Consider the following 17,373-nt stretch of genomic DNA (forward strand, 5'->3'; position numbering starts at 1 on the left):
GTGCCTGGCTTGCGACCTGCCTTGAAGCTTCCCCTCACCCCAGCCCTCTCCCGAGGGAGAGGGGGCCGACCTTCAAGCTTTTCGAGCCTGAGTTCGACTCATAATTGCAGGTCGGCGCAATTCGAATAAACACCTCGGTCAGTCCCCTCTCCCTCTGGGAGAGGGTTAGGGTGAGGGGCTTTTTAGCTTTTGAACTGTCAATTGCGCTCAAGCATCGCCGGCAACTGCGCAACCAGCTTGGCATTGTTCAACGGCGCGCGGATAAACCCGCGCTGTGTGCCGTCCGGGCCGATCACGGCGAGATTGCCGCTGTGATCCACGGTGTAATTCGGCTTGCTGGTATCGGCGGGAATGAACGGAATGCTCACCGCGTTCGCCACCTTCTGCAGCTCCTCGATAGATGAAGGCGTCAGGCCAATGAACTGCGGATCGAAGTAGCCCAGGTACTGCTTCAACTGCTTCGGCGTGTCGCGGTTGGGGTCAACGCTGACCAGCACGATCTGCAATTTATCCACAGCCTCTTTCGGCAATTCACTCTTGATCTGCCGCAGTTGCGCCAGGGTGGTCGGGCAGATGTCCGGGCAGAAGGTGTAGCCGAAGAACAACAGACTCCACTTGCCTTTCAACTCGTCGATGGCAACTGGTTTGCCGTCCTGATCGGTCATGGTCACGTCCGGCAGGTTGCGGCTCTGCGGCAGCAGGATAATGCCGGCGTCGATCAGCGCAGTCGGATCGCCCTGGCCTTTGCCGTTCAGCACTTTATTCACGGTAAGCCCGAGGATCAGCGCGATCACGGCGACGAGGATGAAGACGGTTTTCTGGGTTCGGGTCATAGGTTCAACAGTAAGTAGTGGTCTACGAGCAGGGCGATGAACAACAGGAACAAGTAATAAATAGAGTACTTGAAGGTGTTGATCGCCGCGTGCGGCCGAGTGCCACGGTACAGCACCACGGCCCATTGCAGAAACCTCGCGCCCAACGCCAGCGCGCAGACCAGATACAGCACGCCGCTCATGTGAATCACGTACGGCAGCAGACTCACCGCCAGCAACGCAAAGGTGTAGAGCAGAATGTGCACTTTGGTGTAGTGCTCGCCATGGGTCACCGGCAGCATCGGAATCTCGGCCTTGGCGTATTCCTCCTTGCGATGAATCGCCAGCGCCCAGAAATGTGGCGGAGTCCAAGCGAAGATGATCAGCACCAGCAACAGCGGTTCGGCGCTGACATGGCCGGTGGCGGCGGTCCAGCCCAGCAGCGGTGGCGCGGCACCGGCGAGGCCGCCGATGACGATGTTCTGCGGCGTCGCACGCTTGAGAAAACCGGTGTAGACCACCGCGTAACCCAGCAGTGATGCGAGAGTCAGCCACGCGGTCAATTGATTGGTGAACGTCAGCAGCAGCGCCTGGCCGAGCAATGCCAGCACCAGGGCGAAGGTCAACGCCGCCGCAGGTGAGACCCGGCCTTCGGCCAGCGGACGTTTGTGCGTGCGCGCCATTACCGCATCGATGCGCCGATCGACCACATGATTGACCGCCGCCGCGCCGCCGGCGCACAAGGCAATGCCCAGATTGCCAAACACCAGCACTGTCCACGGCACGCCGGCGCGGGTAGCGAGGAACATGCCGACCAGCGAGGTGATCAGCATCAGCACCACGACTTTCGGCTTGGTCAGCTCCAGGTAATCGCGCCACAGCGCTTGCGCCGCACGCTGGCCGATCAGACTCGCCATGGTGTTTCTCCTTTCAATGCGATGGGCGCGACGACAGGTTTGTGCGCACTCAAGCGCCAGCGCGCCAGCACCGGTTGGTTCACCCGCAACAGGCTGGTGCGCGCGTGATAATTGACCAGCACCAGCGTCAGTAACAGCGCCGCGCCGCCAGCGTTATGCGCGACGGCCACTGGTAGCGGTAGATGAAACAGCACGTTGCTGATGCCAAGGGTGATCTGCGCGGCGAGGGCGATCAGCAGCAATCCGGCCAGTCGGGTCATGCCTACCGCTTTCAACTGCCAGGCCAGACCGAGCAGTACGACCGTCACCAGCAAAGCGCCGATGCGATGGGTCAGGTGAATCGCCGTGCGCGCATCGCTATCGAGTTGTCCGCCGAGATAATTCGGGCCGATGTGCTGGGTCAGGTGGAAGCCGTTGGCGAAGTCCGCCGGCGGCAGCCATTGGCCGTGGCAGGTGGGGAAGTCGATGCAGGCCACCGCTGCGTAGTTGGAACTGACCCAGCCGCCCAAGGCGATCTGGCCGATCACCAGCAGCAGCCCCGCCGTCGCCCAATATTGCAGGCGCTTGGGTACGGTCAGCGCCGGCAGCACGCCGGACAACCTCAGCGTCAGCAGGAACAGCAGACTCAACGTGGCAAAGCCGCCGAGCAAATGCCCGGTGACCACTTGCGGCCAGAGCTTGAGCGTCACCGTCCACATACCGAACGCCGCTTGGGCGATGACCACCGCCAGCAGAAACAGCGGCAGTTTCACCGGCTGGCCCGGATGGCGCCGGTTTACCCAGGCGCGCCCGGCCAAAACTGAAATCAGCAAGCCGAGGGTGCCGGCGAAGTAGCGGTGGATCATCTCGTTCCAGCCCTTGTGCGCCTCCACTGGCGCGTCAGGGAAGTGCAGTTCGGCATGGGCCAGTTGCGCCTCGCTTTTTGGCACGCTGATAAAGCCGTAGCAGCCTGGCCAGTCCGGGCAGCCGAGGCCGGCGTGGGTCAGGCGCGTATAGGCGCCGAGCAACACCACAATCAGTGCCAGCAGGGTGGCAAACAGCGCGAGGCGAAATCCAGGTTTGGCCATGACGATGCCCTTATCCGATGTTCGACAGTTTCAGCAGATGCCGCAGGTCGTTGAGCAGATCCTTGCCCTTCACATTCGGCTCGTAACGCAGCACCAGATTGCCGTGCGGGTCGACGATCCAAAGCTGCGGCACGGCTTTGTCGCCGGTGGTTCTGGCGAATACCCCGGCATCCAGCGGATAGCGCTGCAGCTGCGGATATTCACGGTCGAGTTTGGCGGCATAATCGGCGCTCAGTGGTTGCGCGGCGGCGAGGGCGTGGCTGGCGCGCCCGGCTTCGCGGCCGAGGCTGATCTGGATCTGCCGGGCCAGATAAACCAGTTGCTGACAATCGACTGCGCAGTCCTTTGGCGCCGTGACCAGAATCTGCCAGCGCTGCTCATCGGCCTGCACGCCGAGGTCGGCGCGAGTCTGGCCGTTACCGATCAGCTCGCCGTGATAGCTGCGTCCTTCCGGCACCCAGAACTGCAATTTGTACATGCCGGTGGCGAGCAGCATCGGCCCGACCACGCCAAGGACGATCAGCAACAACTGAATGCGCCCGCGCCGGCGGCTGGGAACGGGTTTGGCCTCAGACATGCTGGGTGGATTCATGGCGCTTCCCATGGCGTTTCTCCTTTGCGTTGTGCCAGCCGAAATAGAGGTAGAGCCCGAGCAACGCCGTGGCCATGGCGAACCATTGCACGGCATAGCCGAGGTGTTTTTCCGGGCCCATCGCGACCACCGTCCAATCGGTCTGGTAGCTGGCCGGGCCGGGTTCGGCGCGCAGCTCAAAGGCGAAACCGTCGCGCTCCAGGGTTTGCCACAATTTGCCCGGCTCGACGGCGGTGATGGTCTGCGGCCAGACACTGCTGACCGGATCGGCGTGCAACTGGAACGTTGCACCGGGGGCGACGTAGACCCAGGCGTCGAGCGTCAGCGCCTCGGCCGGTGTCGTGAACTGCGGCGGCACACGCCGATCGGGCCATGGCAGCCAGCCGCGATTGACCAGCAGCCACAGACCGCTGCGGTGATCCTGAAACGGTTGCAGCAATTCGACACCGACCTTGCCGCCACGCTGGCGGTTGTCCAGCAACAGCGTGTGGGCGGGGTCGAACTGGCCGTGCAGGCGCACGCGGCGGTAAGCCGGGTCGGCGTTGCCGGGCAGTTCACTGCTGGCCAGCGGTTCGGCCACGCGACGTTCGGCATAACTGGCCAGCAGCGCGGTTTTCTCCGCGCCCCGGCCCAGTTGCCAGAAGCCCAGCGCAACCATCAGCGGCAGCAACAGGGCGACCACTACGGTGGGGATCACGCCCGGGCGAAAGCGCTTCATGGGCGCGCCATAAAGTCAGTCATCGCGATCGCTATACTCAAGTGCATCGCCTGTCCCCCGGAGTCTTGCCATGTTCAAAGCAGCGATCGTCCTGATGCTGATTGCCACGGTCGTCAGCCTGTTCAGCGGCCTGTTTTTCCTGGTCAAGGACGACAGCAGCTCCAATCGGCTGGTCATCGCCTTGAGTGTTCGGGTGGCACTGGCCGTGATCACCGTCGGCCTGATGGCCTGGGGTTTCTACAGCGGCCAATTGGTGTCCCATGCGCCGTGGTAGACGCGAGCGGCAAGCTTCAAGCGGCAAGCTACAAGTTAGAGGCCATCCCGCTTTGACTTGAAGCTTGCAGCTCGCCACTTGCAGCTGTTTTCAGAGCACATAGACGAAGAAGAACAAGCCGATCCACACCACGTCGACGAAGTGCCAGTACCAGCTCGCCGCTTCGAAACCGAACTGGTGCTCGTTGTCGAAGTGGCCCTTCATGATGCGCATCAGCATCACGAACAGGATGATCGTGCCGATGGTCACGTGGGCGCCATGGAACCCGGTGAGCATGAAGAACGTCGCGCCGTAGATGCCCGAGCCGAGGGTCAGGCCCAGCTCTTTGTAGGCGTGGATGTATTCCTCGGCCTGGAAGCCGAGGAACGCGATGCCCAGCAGCACGGTGATCGCCAGCCACAGTTTCAGCGCGCCGCGATGGCCTTTCTTCAGTGCATGGTGGGCGATAGTGATGGTCACGCTGGAACTGACCAGCAGGATCGTGTTGATCAGCGGCAGGCCCCAAGGGCTGATGACATCCTTGGGCGGTGGGAACAGTTTCGGGTCGGGGTTGTTCAGCAACGGCCAGACATATTCGAAGTTCGGCCAGAGCATTTCCGACAGGCCCTTGCTGCCTTCGCCGGCCAGCCCGGGTGCCGACACGACGCGGATATAGAACAGCGCGCCGAAGAAGGCGACGAAGAACATCACCTCGGAAAAGATGAACCAGCTCATGCCCCAGCGGAACGAACGGTCCAGTTGTGGGCTGTACAACCCCGCGCGACTTTCCTTGATCACCGCACCGAACCAGCCGAACAGCATGTACGCCAGCAGCAGGCCGCCGACGAAAAAGATCAGCGGGCCGTGGGAATCCGGGCGTGCGGCCTTGAGATCGTTGAACCAGGTGGCGAGGCCGTAGACGGTGACGAACATCCCGAGCGTGGCGATGATCGGCCATTTGCTCTGGGCCGGGACGTAATAATGCTCATGAGTTGCCATTTATTGTTCTCCTTATCGGCCACGCTCAACCGCCAGTGTTAACAGCCACCGGCGGATGTCGGGCGGTGATATCGAACAGCGTGTAGGACAGCGTCAGGTGCTTCACTTCCTTGGGCATGTCGCGGTCAACGATGAAACGCACCGGCATTTCGATCTGTTCACCGGGCTGCAGCACCTGCTGGGTAAAACAAAAGCATTCGGTCTTGTGGAAAAACGCTGCGGCGTTGCTCGGCGCGATGCTCGGCACCGCTTGCGCGCTCATCGGCTTGTCGGTGGGATTGCGCGCGATGAACACCATCTCGTTGACCGCACCGGGATTGGCGGTCAGCTCGTCGTGCTTGGGATAAAAGTCCCACGGCATGTCGGCGGTGTTGGTCGAGAGAAACTGCACGCGCACCTGGCGCGAGGTGTCGACCACTTGCTCGCCTGAGTACTGGCTGCCGGTCTTGCCGTTGATGCCGAAGGCTTTGCACATCACGTCGTAGATCGGCACCAGGGCGAAACCGAAGACGAACATCGCCACCACCACTAGCAGCAGACGGGTGACGAGTTTCTTCAGCGAGATCGAGTCAGCCATGATTTTCAGCCTCCACATGAACCCTTGTGGGAGCGAGCCTGCTCGCGAAGCAGACGCCGCGGTGCTTCAGACACACCGCGTCAGCGTTCTTCGCGAGCAGGCTCGCTCCCACAAAGAACTCCATGTTCATTTCACTTCCGGCGGCGTGGTGAAGGTGTGATACGGCGCTGGCGACGGCACGCTCCACTCCAGCCCTTCGGCGCCGTCCCATGGTTTGGCCGGGGCCGGTGCGCCGCCACGGATGGTCTTGATGACGATGAACAGGAAGAAGATCTGCGTGGCGCCGAACATGAATGCGCCGATCGACGAGACCATGTTGAAATCGGCGAACTGCAGGTTGTAGTCCGGAATCCGCCGTGGCATCCCCGCAAGACCCACGAAGTGCATCGGGAAGAAGGTCAGGTTCATGCCGACGAACGACAGCCAGAAGTGCAGCTTGCCGAGGGTTTCGTCGTACATGTGCCCGGTCCACTTCGGCAGCCAGTAATAGGCCGAGGCGAAGATGCCGAAGATCGCCCCGGGCACCAGCACATAGTGGAAGTGCGCGACCACGAAGTAGGTGTCCTGATACTGGAAGTCCGCCGGGGCGATCGCCAGCATCAGCCCGGAGAAACCGCCAATCGAGAACAGGATGACGAACGCCACCGCAAACAGCATCGGCGTCTCGAAGGTCATCGAGCCCTGCCACATGGTGCTCGCCCAGTTGAACACTTTCACACCCGTAGGTACGGCGATCAGCATGGTCGCGTACATGAAGAACAATTCGCCCACCAGCGGAATGCCGACCACGAACATGTGGTGCGCCCAGACGATGAACGACAGGAACGCGATGCTCGCCGTGGCGTAGACCATCGAGGTGTAGCCGAACAGCGGCTTGCGCGCGAAAGTCGGGATGATCTGGCTGACCGCGCCGAACGCCGGCAGGATCATGATGTACACCTCGGGGTGGCCGAAGAACCAGAACACATGCTGGAACAGCACCGGGTCACCGCCGCCGGCAGCACTGAAGAAACTGGTGCCGAAGTGAATATCCATGAGCATCATCGTCACGCAGCCGGCGAGCACCGGCATCACTGCGATCAGCAGAAACGCGGTGATCAGCCAGGTCCAGACGAACAGCGGCATTTTCATCAGGGTCATGCCGGGCGCGCGCAGGTTGAGGATGGTCGCGACCACGTTGATCGCGCCCATGATCGAACTGATGCCCATCAAGTGGATGGCGAAGATAAAGAACGTCACGCTTTCCGGTGCGTAGGTCGTCGATAGCGGCGCATAAAAGGTCCAGCCGAAATTCGGCCCGCCACCCGGGGTGAACAGGGTCGAGACCAGCAGCAGAAACGCTGCCGGCAACAGCCAGAAACTGAAGTTGTTCATCCGTGGCAGGGCCATGTCGGGCGCCCCGACCATCAGCGGGATCATCCAGTTGGCGAGGCCGACGAATGCCGGCATCACCGCACCGAACACCATGACCAGACCGTGCATGGTGGTCATCTGGTTGAAGAATTCCGGCTGCACGATCTGCAGGCCGGGCTGGAACAGCTCGGCGCGAATGACCATGGCGAACGAGCCGCCGAGCAGGAACATGCAGAAGGCAAACCACAGGTACAGCGTGCCGATGTCCTTGTGGTTGGTGGTCAGCACCCAGCGCATCAGGCCTTTGGCGGGGCCGTGGGCGTGGTCGGCGTGACCGTGGTCATCGATGACAGCGCTCATGGCCGGTCTCCTTTACGAAAGTGGACGGGGCAGGCCGGGGCTCGCTGCCCCGACCGGTTCACTGAATACGCAATTGACCGGCTCATTTGCTTTCCGCCTGTTTCAGCTCCAGCACTTCTTTTGGCGTGATCATGTCGCCCTTGTTGTTGCCCCAGGCGTTACGTTCGTAAGTCACGACCGCTGCGATATCGACTTCCGACAGCTGTTTGCCGAACGCCGCCATGGCGGTGCCGGGTTTGCCGTGGTAGACGATGCTCAGGTGATCCTTGATCGGCCCGGTGGCGATTTTCGAGCCCTTGAGCGCCGGGAACATCGGCGGCAGGCCCTGGCCTTCAGCCTGGTGACAGGCCACGCAAGTGGTGTGGTAAACCTTGTCGCCGCGCTCCTTGAGCTCGTCGAGGGTCCATTCCTTGCTGGTCAGTTCTTTGAGCTGTGCGGCTTCGGCCTTGCGCTCGGCGAGCCATTTTTCGTAGTCGGCCTGTTCCTTGACCTCGACCACGATCGGCATGAAGCCGTGATCCTTGCCACACAATTCGGCGCACTGGCCACGGTAGAGGCCGGGCTTGTCGATACGCGTCCAGGCCTCGTTGACGAATCCGGGAATCGCATCGCGCTTGACCGCAAATGCCGGCACCCACCAAGAGTGAATGACATCAGCCGAGGTCACCAGAAAGCGCACCTTGGCGCCGATCGGCAGCACCAGCGGCTTGTCGACTTCGAGCAAGTAATGCTCGCCCTTGGCTTCTTTGTTGTGAATCTGTTCGGCGGGGGTGGCCAGGTTGCTGAAGAACTCGACGTCCTGGCCCAGGTATTTGTAGTGCCACTTCCACTGATAACCGGTGATCTGGATATCGATGTCCGGCTCGCTGGTGTCGTACATCTTGATCAGCGTTGCGGTGGCGGGCACGGCCATGGCTACCAGGATCAGCAGCGGCACGATGGTCCACATGATCTCGACGCCGGTGCTTTCGTGGAATTTGGCCGCGACCTGGCCGGTAGAGCGGCGGTGCACCATCATCGACCAGAACATGGCGCCGAAGACGATGATCCCGATCACCACACAGATCCAGAAAATGGTCATGTGCAGGTCGAATACTGCGTGACTGATTTCAGTCGCTCCAGGCGCCATATTCACAGTCCATGCCGCGTTGGCCGGGCTGAAAATCGACCACAACAGGAGGCCCATCCAGACATGTGGATGTCGCATCATTGCGGGTTCCCCTTATCGTTCTTGTTATCCCGCCGGCGTATCGCCTGCGGCAAGGGAGCGGCTGCATCAGACTACGAACTTGAATCGCCGGGCCTTGCTGCGGGTGCAGTCGGGCGTCATCAGCTAACTCCATTCATTGGCGAGTATAGACAGCGCCCGGGAATTGCAACCCGGGCACGTAAATGAGCTGAAACACCCGGCGCTTGCGTTCAAGTGCCCGAATGGAGAAGGATGCAGACGAGTGGTGGCAAATGGATATAACGCAGCTGCATCAAGGATGAAATAATTATGACAAATGCGTCTTAGCGTTTTTCGTAAGCCAGCTAAGTTATGTCTTCCCTATTTCATTGCCTTGTTTCCTGGAGTTTTCATGAACACCGCCGCATTGCGCGAGCAGATCCAAAAAGCCCAACAGCACGAAAAAGACACCGGCCTGCTGACCCGTCAGCTGGAAAGCAAGCTGCCTCACCTGCACCCGGCGATCCAGTTGCCGGAAGCCGACGCCCAAGGCGTGCTGACGCGTTTTGTTGCCGCCTACATCGATGAAGTACCGGACCTGCTGGATGCAGCCAATGAAGTCGCCAGGGAAGCGGGAATCGAATCGCAGATCAAACCGGTGCTGAAAATCGCCGAGCAGTATTTCCTCCAGCCGCCGGCGATCATGGCCGGGCTCGTCGGCCTGGACAGCCTGCTCGACGAAGCCTATCTGGCACACCGTTTTGTCGAAGAGGTCAACGACCTGTACATCAAGCACTTCGGCCAGCCATTGATCCCCTTGGACATGACGGTCGCCAACCTGATTGCTCACCAATTGATCGGTGAGGAATTTGCCAACCAACTGGACGAAGCGGTGCATCACGCGATCGACGAGATGCTCAACGAAGAGAGTTTTGCTTTGGAGTCGGTCGAAGCCTATCGCGAAAAACTCAGCAGTCCGGACACTGGCGCGGCGTGGAAACGCTGGCCGTGCATGAGCCGCCGGTTGGGTGTGGGGCTTGAGCTGGATCAGCCTGCCGCGTAACCCTCATACACCATAGATGCAATGTGGGAGCGAGCCTGCTCGCGAATGCGGTCGATCATTCAACATCTCTGTTGGCTGATACACCGCTTTCGCGAGCAGGCTCGCTCCCACAGGGTTTGTGTTCACAATGGATTATCTAGCCGGCCGCACCAATCCCGGTATTGGTCCGAACCCGGCCTTCCAGCCTGCGTTTCAACCCGCGCGATTCGATCAACAGCTTCGAACCCTTCGCCGCGTTCGCCCGGCCCCATTCCTCAAGCAACTCGAGACACGAATGGTCGATGTAGCTCAGGTTGTTCAGCGGCACATGCACCGTCGTGCCGTGGGGAATGCTGCCCAGCACCTGCGTCAGCGCCGGCACTTTGAGGAACGTCGCTGCACCAACCAGACGCAACTCCATTTCGCCGTCCTGCGGCAGGTCGATCAGGCTGATCTTCAGGCGCGAAGCCTTGAACGCCAGCTTCAACATGGTCAGGCCGAAACCGATCAGCACACCAGTGAGCAGATCAGTGAAGATGATCGCCAGCGCCGTCGCGGCATAGGTGAACATCGGCATGCGTCCATAACGACCCAGACCACGGAAGGCTTTCAGGTCGACCAGTTTGAAGCCGGTATACACCAGCACCCCCGCCAGACTCGCCACCGGAATGCTTTGCAGCACGCTCGACAGCAACAGCACGAATGCCAGCAGCCACAGGCCATGGAAAATCGTCGAGTAGCGTGTGGTCGCACCAGCCTGAACGTTGGCCGAACTGCGCACGATCACCCCGGTCATCGGCAGCGCGCCGACCAGACCGCAGAGCATGTTGCCGACACCTTGCGCCGACAGTTCACGATCGAAGTCCGAACGCACGCCGCTGTGCATGCGATCCACCGCCGCAGCGGATAGCAGGGTTTCGGCACTGGCGATAAACGCCACGGCGAACGCGGCAATCAGCAGTGTCGGGTCGGCCAGATTCATCAGGTCTGCCGGCTTGAGCCAATCGATCGCTTCGGCCAGGTTCGCCGGCACCTCGACGCGCTTGACCTGCAACGCCAGCATCAGGCTCGCCACCGTCGCCAGACCCACACCGAGCAATGCGCCGGGAATGAAGCGCAGCGAATGCGGGCGGAATTTTTCCCACAGCCACATCACCGCAATCGTCGACAAGCCGAGCAGACCCGCCTGCCAGCCGAACGACGGCAAGGCTTGCGCTACGGCCGCCGGGAACGCCGTGAGGTTGTCGAGCCCGGAAGGCTGCGGCTTGGCATCGAGCATCACATGGATTTGCGAGAGCACAATCAACACGCCAATGCCCGCGAGCATGCCGTAGACCACCGCTGGCGCCGTGACGCGAAACCAGCAGCCAAGCTTCAGGCGCCCGGCGACCAGTTGCAGAAATCCGGCGAGCAGCAGGATCGGCCCGAGCATCTCCACGCCATGCTGGCGCACCAGTTCGAAAACCAGCACCGCCAGACCCGCCGCCGGACCGCTGACCTGCAATGGCGAACCCGCCAGCCAACCGACCACCAGACCGCCGATGATGCCGGTGATCAGACCTTTGGCCGGCGGTAGCCCTGAGGCAATCGCGATACCCATGCACAGCGGCAGGGCGACCAGAAACACAACCACGGAAGCCAGCAGCTCCCGTGGCAACACAGCTTTCAATTGAGCCGCACGCATGGCGATTCTCCCGAAGTTTTCTTCAGGCGTGGCGAGGCCGGGCCGCTGAATCAGCGGCCGGCGTCATACCACACAGATTGTTGGGAAGATTTAGAAGCGCGCTTTGGGCGTCGCCACAGGAATCGGATGGCTGCCGTCGAGAGGCAGGAAACGACCCTGGTCCGCGTCGTAAGCTTTGATTTCGCTGGTTTCGATGTTGTAGACCCAGCCATGGATGAACAGATGACCGTTCGCCATGCGCGAGGCTACCGAAGGATGGGTACGCAAGTGCTGCAGTTGGGCGATGACGTTTTCCTCGGTGAGGATCGGCATGCTGTCTTTTTCGTCGGTGCAGTTGCAGTTGTCGTGCACCATGGTTTTCGCGACTTCAGCGTGGCGCAGCCAGGCTTTGACCGTCGGCATTTTTTCCAGGCTGTCGGGGTTGAGTACCGCGCGCATGGCGCCGCAATCGGAGTGGCCGCAAATGATGATGTGCTGCACGCCCAGCGCCAGTACCGCGTACTCGATAGCGGTGGAGACGCCGCCGTTCATCTGACCGTAGGGCGGCACCACATTGCCGACGTTACGGGTGACGAACAGATCGCCCGGCGAGCTCTGGGTAATCAGCTCGGGAACGATGCGCGAGTCGGCGCAGGTGATGAACATCGCCTTGGGCGCCTGGGCGGTGGCGAGCTTCTTGAACAGTTCTTCCTGCTGCGGAAAAACATCATGATGAAAGCGTAAAAAGCCATCAACGATCTGTCGCAGTGCTGCATCGGCGGATTGTGCTTCAGGGCTTTGCGCCGAGGCAGCCAACGACTGTTTATCCTTGTCACTCATGATTCATCCTCTTGTGCGGATTCAGGGAGTCTTCCCCGGTATTCCGGTATGAAGCCAGTGGCTGTTTAAACCATCCGGGTCATCCCGACCCGTCAGTCACTCGATGAACAAGGTAGCCGCCGAAACTTAACTGAAACTGAATGAAACGCTCTAGAACGTGTGTTCCAGGTCACAAAAAACGTGACTGGCGTGTTTCGGCGGAAGGATTCCAACCCGTCAACCCAAAGCCAATTGTCGCTAAATCAACGACATCTGGCGACCCGGCGGACAGAAGGCCGAGCAGTCGAGGTTATAGCCCTCGCGTTTGTTCAGGCCAAGTTTTTTGATGGCCTTGGCAAATCTTTGTGCGAGCAGGTCGGCAAACGGCCCCTCACCACGCATCCGCGCGCCGAATCGGCTGTCGTAGAGTTCACCGCCGCGACTCTGGCGGATCAGACTCAGCACATGCGCGGCACGTTGCGGATAGTGCGCCTGCAACCACTCCTCGAACAGCGGCGCAACTTCCAGCGGCAGGCGCAACATCATGTAGGCGGCGCTCTGCGCACCGGCAGCGTGAGCCTCGGTGAGCAGGCTTTCGATTTCGCTGTCGTTGATCATCGGAATCATTGGTGAACACAGCACGCCGACCGGAATGCCTGCTTCGCGCATCACCCGAATCGCGCGCAGGCGTGCCTTGGGCGCAGCGGCGCGCGGTTCGAGGATGCGTTTGAGTTCATCATCCAGCGTGGTCAGGCTGATCATCACCGCCACCAACCGTTGCTGCGCCAACTCGGTCAGCAAATCGAGATCGCGCAGAATCAGCGAACCTTTGGTGACGATGGTTACCGGATGTCGGTAGCGCAGCAGCACTTCCAGGGTCTGTCGGGTGATCTGGTATTCGCGCTCGATCGGCTGATACGGGTCGGTGTTGGAACCGAGATTGATCGGCGCGCATTGATAGCCGGGTTTGCTCAGCTGTTCTTCAAGGACCTGGGCGGCATTGGTCTTGGCGATCAGGCGGGTTTCGAAATCGAGGCCCGGTGACATGTCCCAATAGGCGTGGCTGGGCCGTGCGTAGCAATAGATGCAGCCGTGTTCGCAGCCGCGATAGGGATTGAGCGAACGGTCGAAGGGCAGATCCGGCGAGGTATTGCGGCTGATGATCGATTTGGCCTTCTCAATGATCACTTCGGTGTTTTGCGTCTGCGGTACTTCCTGATACCAGCCATCGTCCTCGGCCACTGAACGACTCGGCGCAAAGCGGTTGTGCGGGTTGGTTGCGGTGCCGCGACCGCGGGGCGGGACTGGAGTGATCATCGAACGAACCTCTACTCTGTATATGCATACAGTATCCGAGGCTGTGCGCTGTTATCCAGTACCGTTCAGCGATGCTAAGGAAATTGGCGGTGCCGCTCGTGGATAAAGTTGTTCGTTAGATGATCCTTGCTGATAAACGACAATCGAAGACACAGATGCGCAATTGCTCAACACAGATCCGCTATATAGGCTCTGGAACTCCCGGCAACAGACTCCGGCCAACTAATTAAAAGGATTTGATTGAATGTCTTATTTGAATCAACGCGGTGTTTTCCTGCAAATGATGCGGCCCAGCATCACCGACTCCAATACCATTGTTTCGCTGCAGCTGGCGCGCAAGGAACTGGGCTGGGATGCAGAACAACAGCTGGCGTCCGAGGCTCTGGTCGATTTCATCTATGTCGTAGCGGTATCGGCCGACAAGGGCAAAACCTTCACTATTCGCACCAACAAGAAAGATGTCGACGGTGACGGCGATATTGATAGTGATGACAAGGCGAAGTTGATCGCACTGGCCAAAGCTTATGTGGCAATCATTAATCCGTAAGCAGAAGTAATCGCCACAACTTCATAAATAAAACCCCCTGCATCAATACATCATGCAGGGGTTTTATTTTCAGTTGTGTTGAGTGACCTGGCCGAGATCATCGCCGGAGGTGCTTTGCATGTCTTCGCTGCGCAGATGCGCAACCTCTTTGGCACTGACCGGCGCGCCCTTGTTGCCCCAGCTGCCACGGATGAAACTCACCACGTCCGCGACTTCCTGATCCGACAGGCGCCAGGCGAAACCGGGCATGGTGAAGGTCGATGGCGCTGCGTGCGTCGCCGGCAAGGTTCCGCCCTTGAGCACGATGTGAATCAGCGAGGTCGGATCCTCCGTCTGCAGCACCGGATTGCCCGCCAGCGCCGGGAACACCCGGGTGTAGCCATGGCCGTCGGTGCGGTGGCAGGCTGCGCAGTTGTCGATGTACACCGACGCGCCGCGTTGGCTGTCGTCACCGTTCCACAGCGCGTTGGCCACTTTCTCGTCGTACTGATGCGGCTGATCCGCCGGGTCATTGGCCGGCAGTGATTTGAGATAACGGGCAATCGCGGTGAGGTCGGCGTCGCTCATGTATTGCATGCTGTGGGTGACCACATCACTCATGCCGCCGAATACTGCGCTGCGATCACTGCGCCCGGTCTTGAGAAACTGCACCAGTTGTTCTTCGCTCCAGCTGCCGAGGCCATCCTTGTGATCGCCGCGCAGGCTCTTGGCGATCCAGCCTTCCAGCGGCGCACTGCCAGCGAGAAATTCGCTGCCGTCCGCCGCGCTCAGGGATTTTTCCTGCATGGTCAGCGCACGCGGGGTGTGACAGGCGCCGCAGTGGCCGAGGCCTTCGACCAGATATGCGCCACGATCGATCACCGGATCGGCCGATGTGGCCTGGTAATCCTCGACCTTCGGTGCGAACAGCCAGCGCCAGCCCATCAGCGGCCAGCGCATGCTCAACGGCCAGGGAATGTCGCTGGCCTTGTTCTCCTGCGCCACCGGTTCGACGCCGTGCATGAAGTAGGCGTACAGCGCTTGCATGTCGGCCTGGTTGACCCGCGCGTAGGACGGGTAAGGCATCGCCGGGTACAACGTGCTGCCGTTTCTGGCCACACCGTGGCGCACGGCCTGATCGAAGTCCTCGAAGCTGTAATCGCCCAGGCCGGTTTTATCCGGGGTGATGTTGGTCGAGTAGATCGTGCCGATCGGTGTTTCCATCGGCAGCCCGCCGGCGAACGGCTTGCCGCCCTTGGCGGTGTGACAGGCCACGCAGTCACCGGCGCGGGCAAGGTATTCACCTTGCTTGATCAGATTTTGATCAATATCGGCCGCATAAATTGCAGTGCTGCCGAGCAGGGCGAGGGTGGCGATAACGAAATTTTTCATGGTCATCGCTCCTTAAGCCTGCACCAGCGGGCCGGGGTTTTTCAGGTACTGCTCGCGGATGGCTTTGGCCGACCAGTAGGTCAGCGCCGCCACCAGCCCGGTCGGGTTGTAGCCCAGGCCCTGCGGGAACGCCGACGCGCCCGGAACGAACACGTTGTGCACATCCCAGCTCTGCAAATAGCGGTTCAGTGCGCTGGTCTTCGGATCGGTGCCCATGATTGCGCCACCGTTGAGGTGGGTGGTCTGGTACGAAGCGGTGTTGAAGTGGTCGCCGACCTGCTTGCCGATCACCGCAATGGCTTTCGGGCCCATGGCTTGGGCGATCTTGCCCATCTTCTCGACCATGAAGCGGTTCATCCTGATGTCGTTTTCCTGCCAGTCGAAAGTCATGCGCAGCAGCGGCAGGCCGTAGGCGTCGCGGTACACCGGATCGAGATCGAGGTAGTTGCCACGGTAGGATTGATGCGCGCCGTGGGCGTCCATCGACACCTGGTGGGTGTAGTAATCGGCGGTGGCGCGTTTCCACGCACTGCCCCAGGCCGGCGTGCCCGGCGGGTTGGAAGTACCGGCAATCGGTCGACTGCCAGCCTGGTTGACCCACATCGGCGAACCGCCGACGAAGCCGTGCGGGCCGTGGTCGAAGTTGTCGGCGTTGAAATCGTCCACCGCCACGCCGTTGCCGCCAGCGCCGATGAAGTTGTTGGTGTGGGTGTCCTTGTCGAAGAAGGCCTTGATAGTGGCCATGTTCTGGTAGGCGAAGTTACGCCCGACCACGCCGTCGCCGCTGATCGGATCGTAGGGTTTGCCGATCCCGGACAGCAGCATCAGACGCACGTTGTGCAACTGGAATGCGCCGAGAATCACCAGATCCGCCGGCTGCTCGATCTCGCGGCCCTGGCCGTCGATATAGGTGACGCCGGTGGCTTTGCTTTTCGTGCTGTCGAGATTGACCCGCAGCACATGGGAGTTGGGCCGCAACTCGAAATTCGGCAGGGGCTTGAGCGCCGGCAGAATGTTCACGTTCGGCGAGGCCTTGGAATACATGTAGCAGACGTAGCCGCTGCAGAATCCGCAGAAATTGCACGGCCCCATCTGTGCGCCGTAGGGATTGGTGTACGGCCCAGAGGTATTTGCCGAAGGCAGGTTGTAAGGTTTGTAACCGACTTCTGTAGCCGCTTTACCAAACAGCTGTGCGGATACGGTGTTTTTCTGCGCTTCCAATGGAAATGGATTGGAGCGATCTGCCGCGTATGGGTTGCCGCCCTTGCCCTGACCGACCAATTGGCCCTTCACCGTCCAGGCCTGGCCGGAGGTGCCGAAGACTTTTTCCGCGAAGTCGAAAAACGGTTCCAGCTCTTCATAGCTGACGCCGAAATCCTGGATGGTCATGTCCTTGGGGATGAAGCTTTTGCCGTAGCGTTCTTCGTAATGGCTGCGCATACGCAATTCGATCGGGTCGACACGAAAGTGCACGCCCGACCAATGCAGCCCGGCGCCGCCGACGCCATTCCCCGGCAGGAACGCGCCCAACTGGCGGTTGGGCAGGGCGATGTCGTTGACGCTGTGGCGAATGGTCACCGTCTCTTTGGAGATGTCCTGAAAGAGCTTTTTCCGCACGCTGTAGGTGAGTTCGTCGATCACCTGCGGATAGTTGCCGTCGGGGTAGGTGTCCTGCATCGGCCCGCGCTCCAGCGCCAGCACGTTCAGACCCGCTTCGGTCAGCTCTTTGGCCATGATGGCGCCCGTCCAGCCGAAACCGACGATGACTGCATCAACCTTCTTCATTACCGTTGCCATG

Annotated in this window: 17 protein-coding genes; 3 read left to right on the plus strand and 14 right to left on the minus strand. The window is 60.4% G+C overall.

Annotation, left to right across the window (positions count from 1 at the left end; translation table 11 throughout):
* Positions 1-197: 197 nt before the first annotated feature.
* The 5 genes from PS14A_RS26195 to PS14A_RS26215 are packed head-to-tail and all read right to left on the minus strand — an operon-like array spanning position 198 to position 4,106.
* Complete coding sequence (locus PS14A_RS26195) at positions 198-833, minus strand: SCO family protein (RefSeq protein ID WP_024014996.1); 636 nt, start codon at positions 831-833, stop codon at positions 198-200.
* Complete coding sequence (gene cyoE / locus PS14A_RS26200; RefSeq protein WP_212617561.1) at positions 830-1,729, minus strand: heme o synthase; 900 nt, start codon at positions 1,727-1,729, stop codon at positions 830-832. The genes PS14A_RS26195 and cyoE overlap by 4 nt, the downstream gene beginning before the upstream one ends.
* Complete coding sequence (locus PS14A_RS26205; RefSeq protein ID WP_125927302.1) at positions 1,717-2,796, minus strand: COX15/CtaA family protein; 1,080 nt, start codon at positions 2,794-2,796, stop codon at positions 1,717-1,719. Before PS14A_RS26205 ends, cyoE begins: the two co-directional genes overlap by 13 nt.
* 10 nt (positions 2,797-2,806) lie before the next feature.
* Positions 2,807-3,400, minus strand: coding sequence for a hypothetical protein (locus PS14A_RS26210; protein ID WP_056791251.1), 594 nt, complete (start codon positions 3,398-3,400; stop codon positions 2,807-2,809).
* The gene (locus PS14A_RS26215) at positions 3,366-4,106 is read right to left on the minus strand and encodes an SURF1 family protein (protein WP_212617562.1); all 741 of its coding nucleotides are present in this window, start codon (positions 4,104-4,106) and stop codon (positions 3,366-3,368) included. The genes PS14A_RS26210 and PS14A_RS26215 overlap by 35 nt, the downstream gene beginning before the upstream one ends.
* A gap of 70 nt (positions 4,107-4,176) precedes the next feature.
* Here PS14A_RS26215 and PS14A_RS26220 point away from each other — a divergent pair, with 70 nt between their 5' ends.
* On the plus strand, positions 4,177-4,380 hold the full coding sequence (locus PS14A_RS26220) for a twin transmembrane helix small protein (RefSeq protein WP_130911866.1): 204 nt from the start codon (positions 4,177-4,179) through the stop codon (positions 4,378-4,380).
* Between the two features lie 90 nt (positions 4,381-4,470).
* Here the strand turns inward: PS14A_RS26220 and PS14A_RS26225 are convergent, their stop codons facing one another.
* The 4 genes from PS14A_RS26225 to coxB form a co-directional block, all read right to left on the minus strand.
* Positions 4,471-5,358: a cytochrome c oxidase subunit 3 gene (locus PS14A_RS26225; protein ID WP_090287980.1), complete on the minus strand. Its 888-nt coding sequence runs from the start codon at positions 5,356-5,358 to the stop codon at positions 4,471-4,473.
* A gap of 25 nt (positions 5,359-5,383) precedes the next feature.
* Positions 5,384-5,935, minus strand: coding sequence for a cytochrome c oxidase assembly protein (locus PS14A_RS26230; RefSeq protein ID WP_071173968.1), 552 nt, complete (start codon positions 5,933-5,935; stop codon positions 5,384-5,386).
* A 126-nt stretch (positions 5,936-6,061) separates the two neighbouring features.
* Positions 6,062-7,648 carry a cytochrome c oxidase subunit I gene (ctaD, locus tag PS14A_RS26235; RefSeq protein ID WP_016772327.1) on the minus strand — a complete coding sequence of 529 codons (1,587 nt, stop codon included), beginning with the start codon at positions 7,646-7,648 and terminating at the stop codon, positions 6,062-6,064.
* 82 nt (positions 7,649-7,730) lie between these two features.
* A complete protein-coding gene (gene coxB, locus PS14A_RS26240; RefSeq protein WP_212617563.1) occupies positions 7,731-8,858 on the minus strand; it encodes a cytochrome c oxidase subunit II in 1,128 nt (375 codons plus the stop codon).
* Between the two features lie 370 nt (positions 8,859-9,228).
* Here coxB and PS14A_RS26245 point away from each other — a divergent pair, with 370 nt between their 5' ends.
* Positions 9,229-9,879 carry a hypothetical protein gene (locus PS14A_RS26245; protein ID WP_212617564.1) on the plus strand — a complete coding sequence of 217 codons (651 nt, stop codon included), beginning with the start codon at positions 9,229-9,231 and terminating at the stop codon, positions 9,877-9,879.
* A gap of 136 nt (positions 9,880-10,015) precedes the next feature.
* Here the strand turns inward: PS14A_RS26245 and PS14A_RS26250 are convergent, their stop codons facing one another.
* From PS14A_RS26250 to PS14A_RS26260, 3 genes are all read right to left on the minus strand, one after another.
* Positions 10,016-11,542 (minus strand): SulP family inorganic anion transporter, encoded by a 1,527-nt coding sequence (locus PS14A_RS26250; protein WP_016772324.1) that lies wholly within the window; start codon positions 11,540-11,542, stop codon positions 10,016-10,018.
* Between the two features lie 90 nt (positions 11,543-11,632).
* Positions 11,633-12,361 carry a carbonic anhydrase gene (locus PS14A_RS26255; RefSeq protein WP_016772323.1) on the minus strand — a complete coding sequence of 243 codons (729 nt, stop codon included), beginning with the start codon at positions 12,359-12,361 and terminating at the stop codon, positions 11,633-11,635.
* A 237-nt stretch (positions 12,362-12,598) separates the two neighbouring features.
* The gene (locus tag PS14A_RS26260; RefSeq protein WP_212617565.1) at positions 12,599-13,657 is read right to left on the minus strand and encodes a PA0069 family radical SAM protein; all 1,059 of its coding nucleotides are present in this window, start codon (positions 13,655-13,657) and stop codon (positions 12,599-12,601) included.
* 244 nt (positions 13,658-13,901) lie between these two features.
* On the opposite strand from PS14A_RS26260, the gene PS14A_RS26265 reads away from it, so the two are divergent.
* Positions 13,902-14,204, plus strand: a complete 303-nt coding sequence (locus tag PS14A_RS26265) for a hypothetical protein (protein WP_212617566.1) — start codon at positions 13,902-13,904, stop codon at positions 14,202-14,204.
* A gap of 69 nt (positions 14,205-14,273) precedes the next feature.
* On the opposite strand, the gene PS14A_RS26270 is transcribed toward PS14A_RS26265, so the two are convergent.
* The gene (locus tag PS14A_RS26270) at positions 14,274-15,575 is read right to left on the minus strand and encodes a cytochrome c (protein WP_212617567.1); all 1,302 of its coding nucleotides are present in this window, start codon (positions 15,573-15,575) and stop codon (positions 14,274-14,276) included.
* A gap of 12 nt (positions 15,576-15,587) precedes the next feature.
* Positions 15,588-17,372 carry a GMC family oxidoreductase gene (locus PS14A_RS26275; protein WP_212617568.1) on the minus strand — a complete coding sequence of 595 codons (1,785 nt, stop codon included), beginning with the start codon at positions 17,370-17,372 and terminating at the stop codon, positions 15,588-15,590.
* Between the last annotated feature and the right edge of the window lies 1 nt (position 17,373).

This window comes from Pseudomonas sp. 14A (assembly GCF_018132745.1).
Taxonomy (GTDB): Bacteria; Pseudomonadota; Gammaproteobacteria; order Pseudomonadales; family Pseudomonadaceae; genus Aquipseudomonas; species Aquipseudomonas mercuritolerans.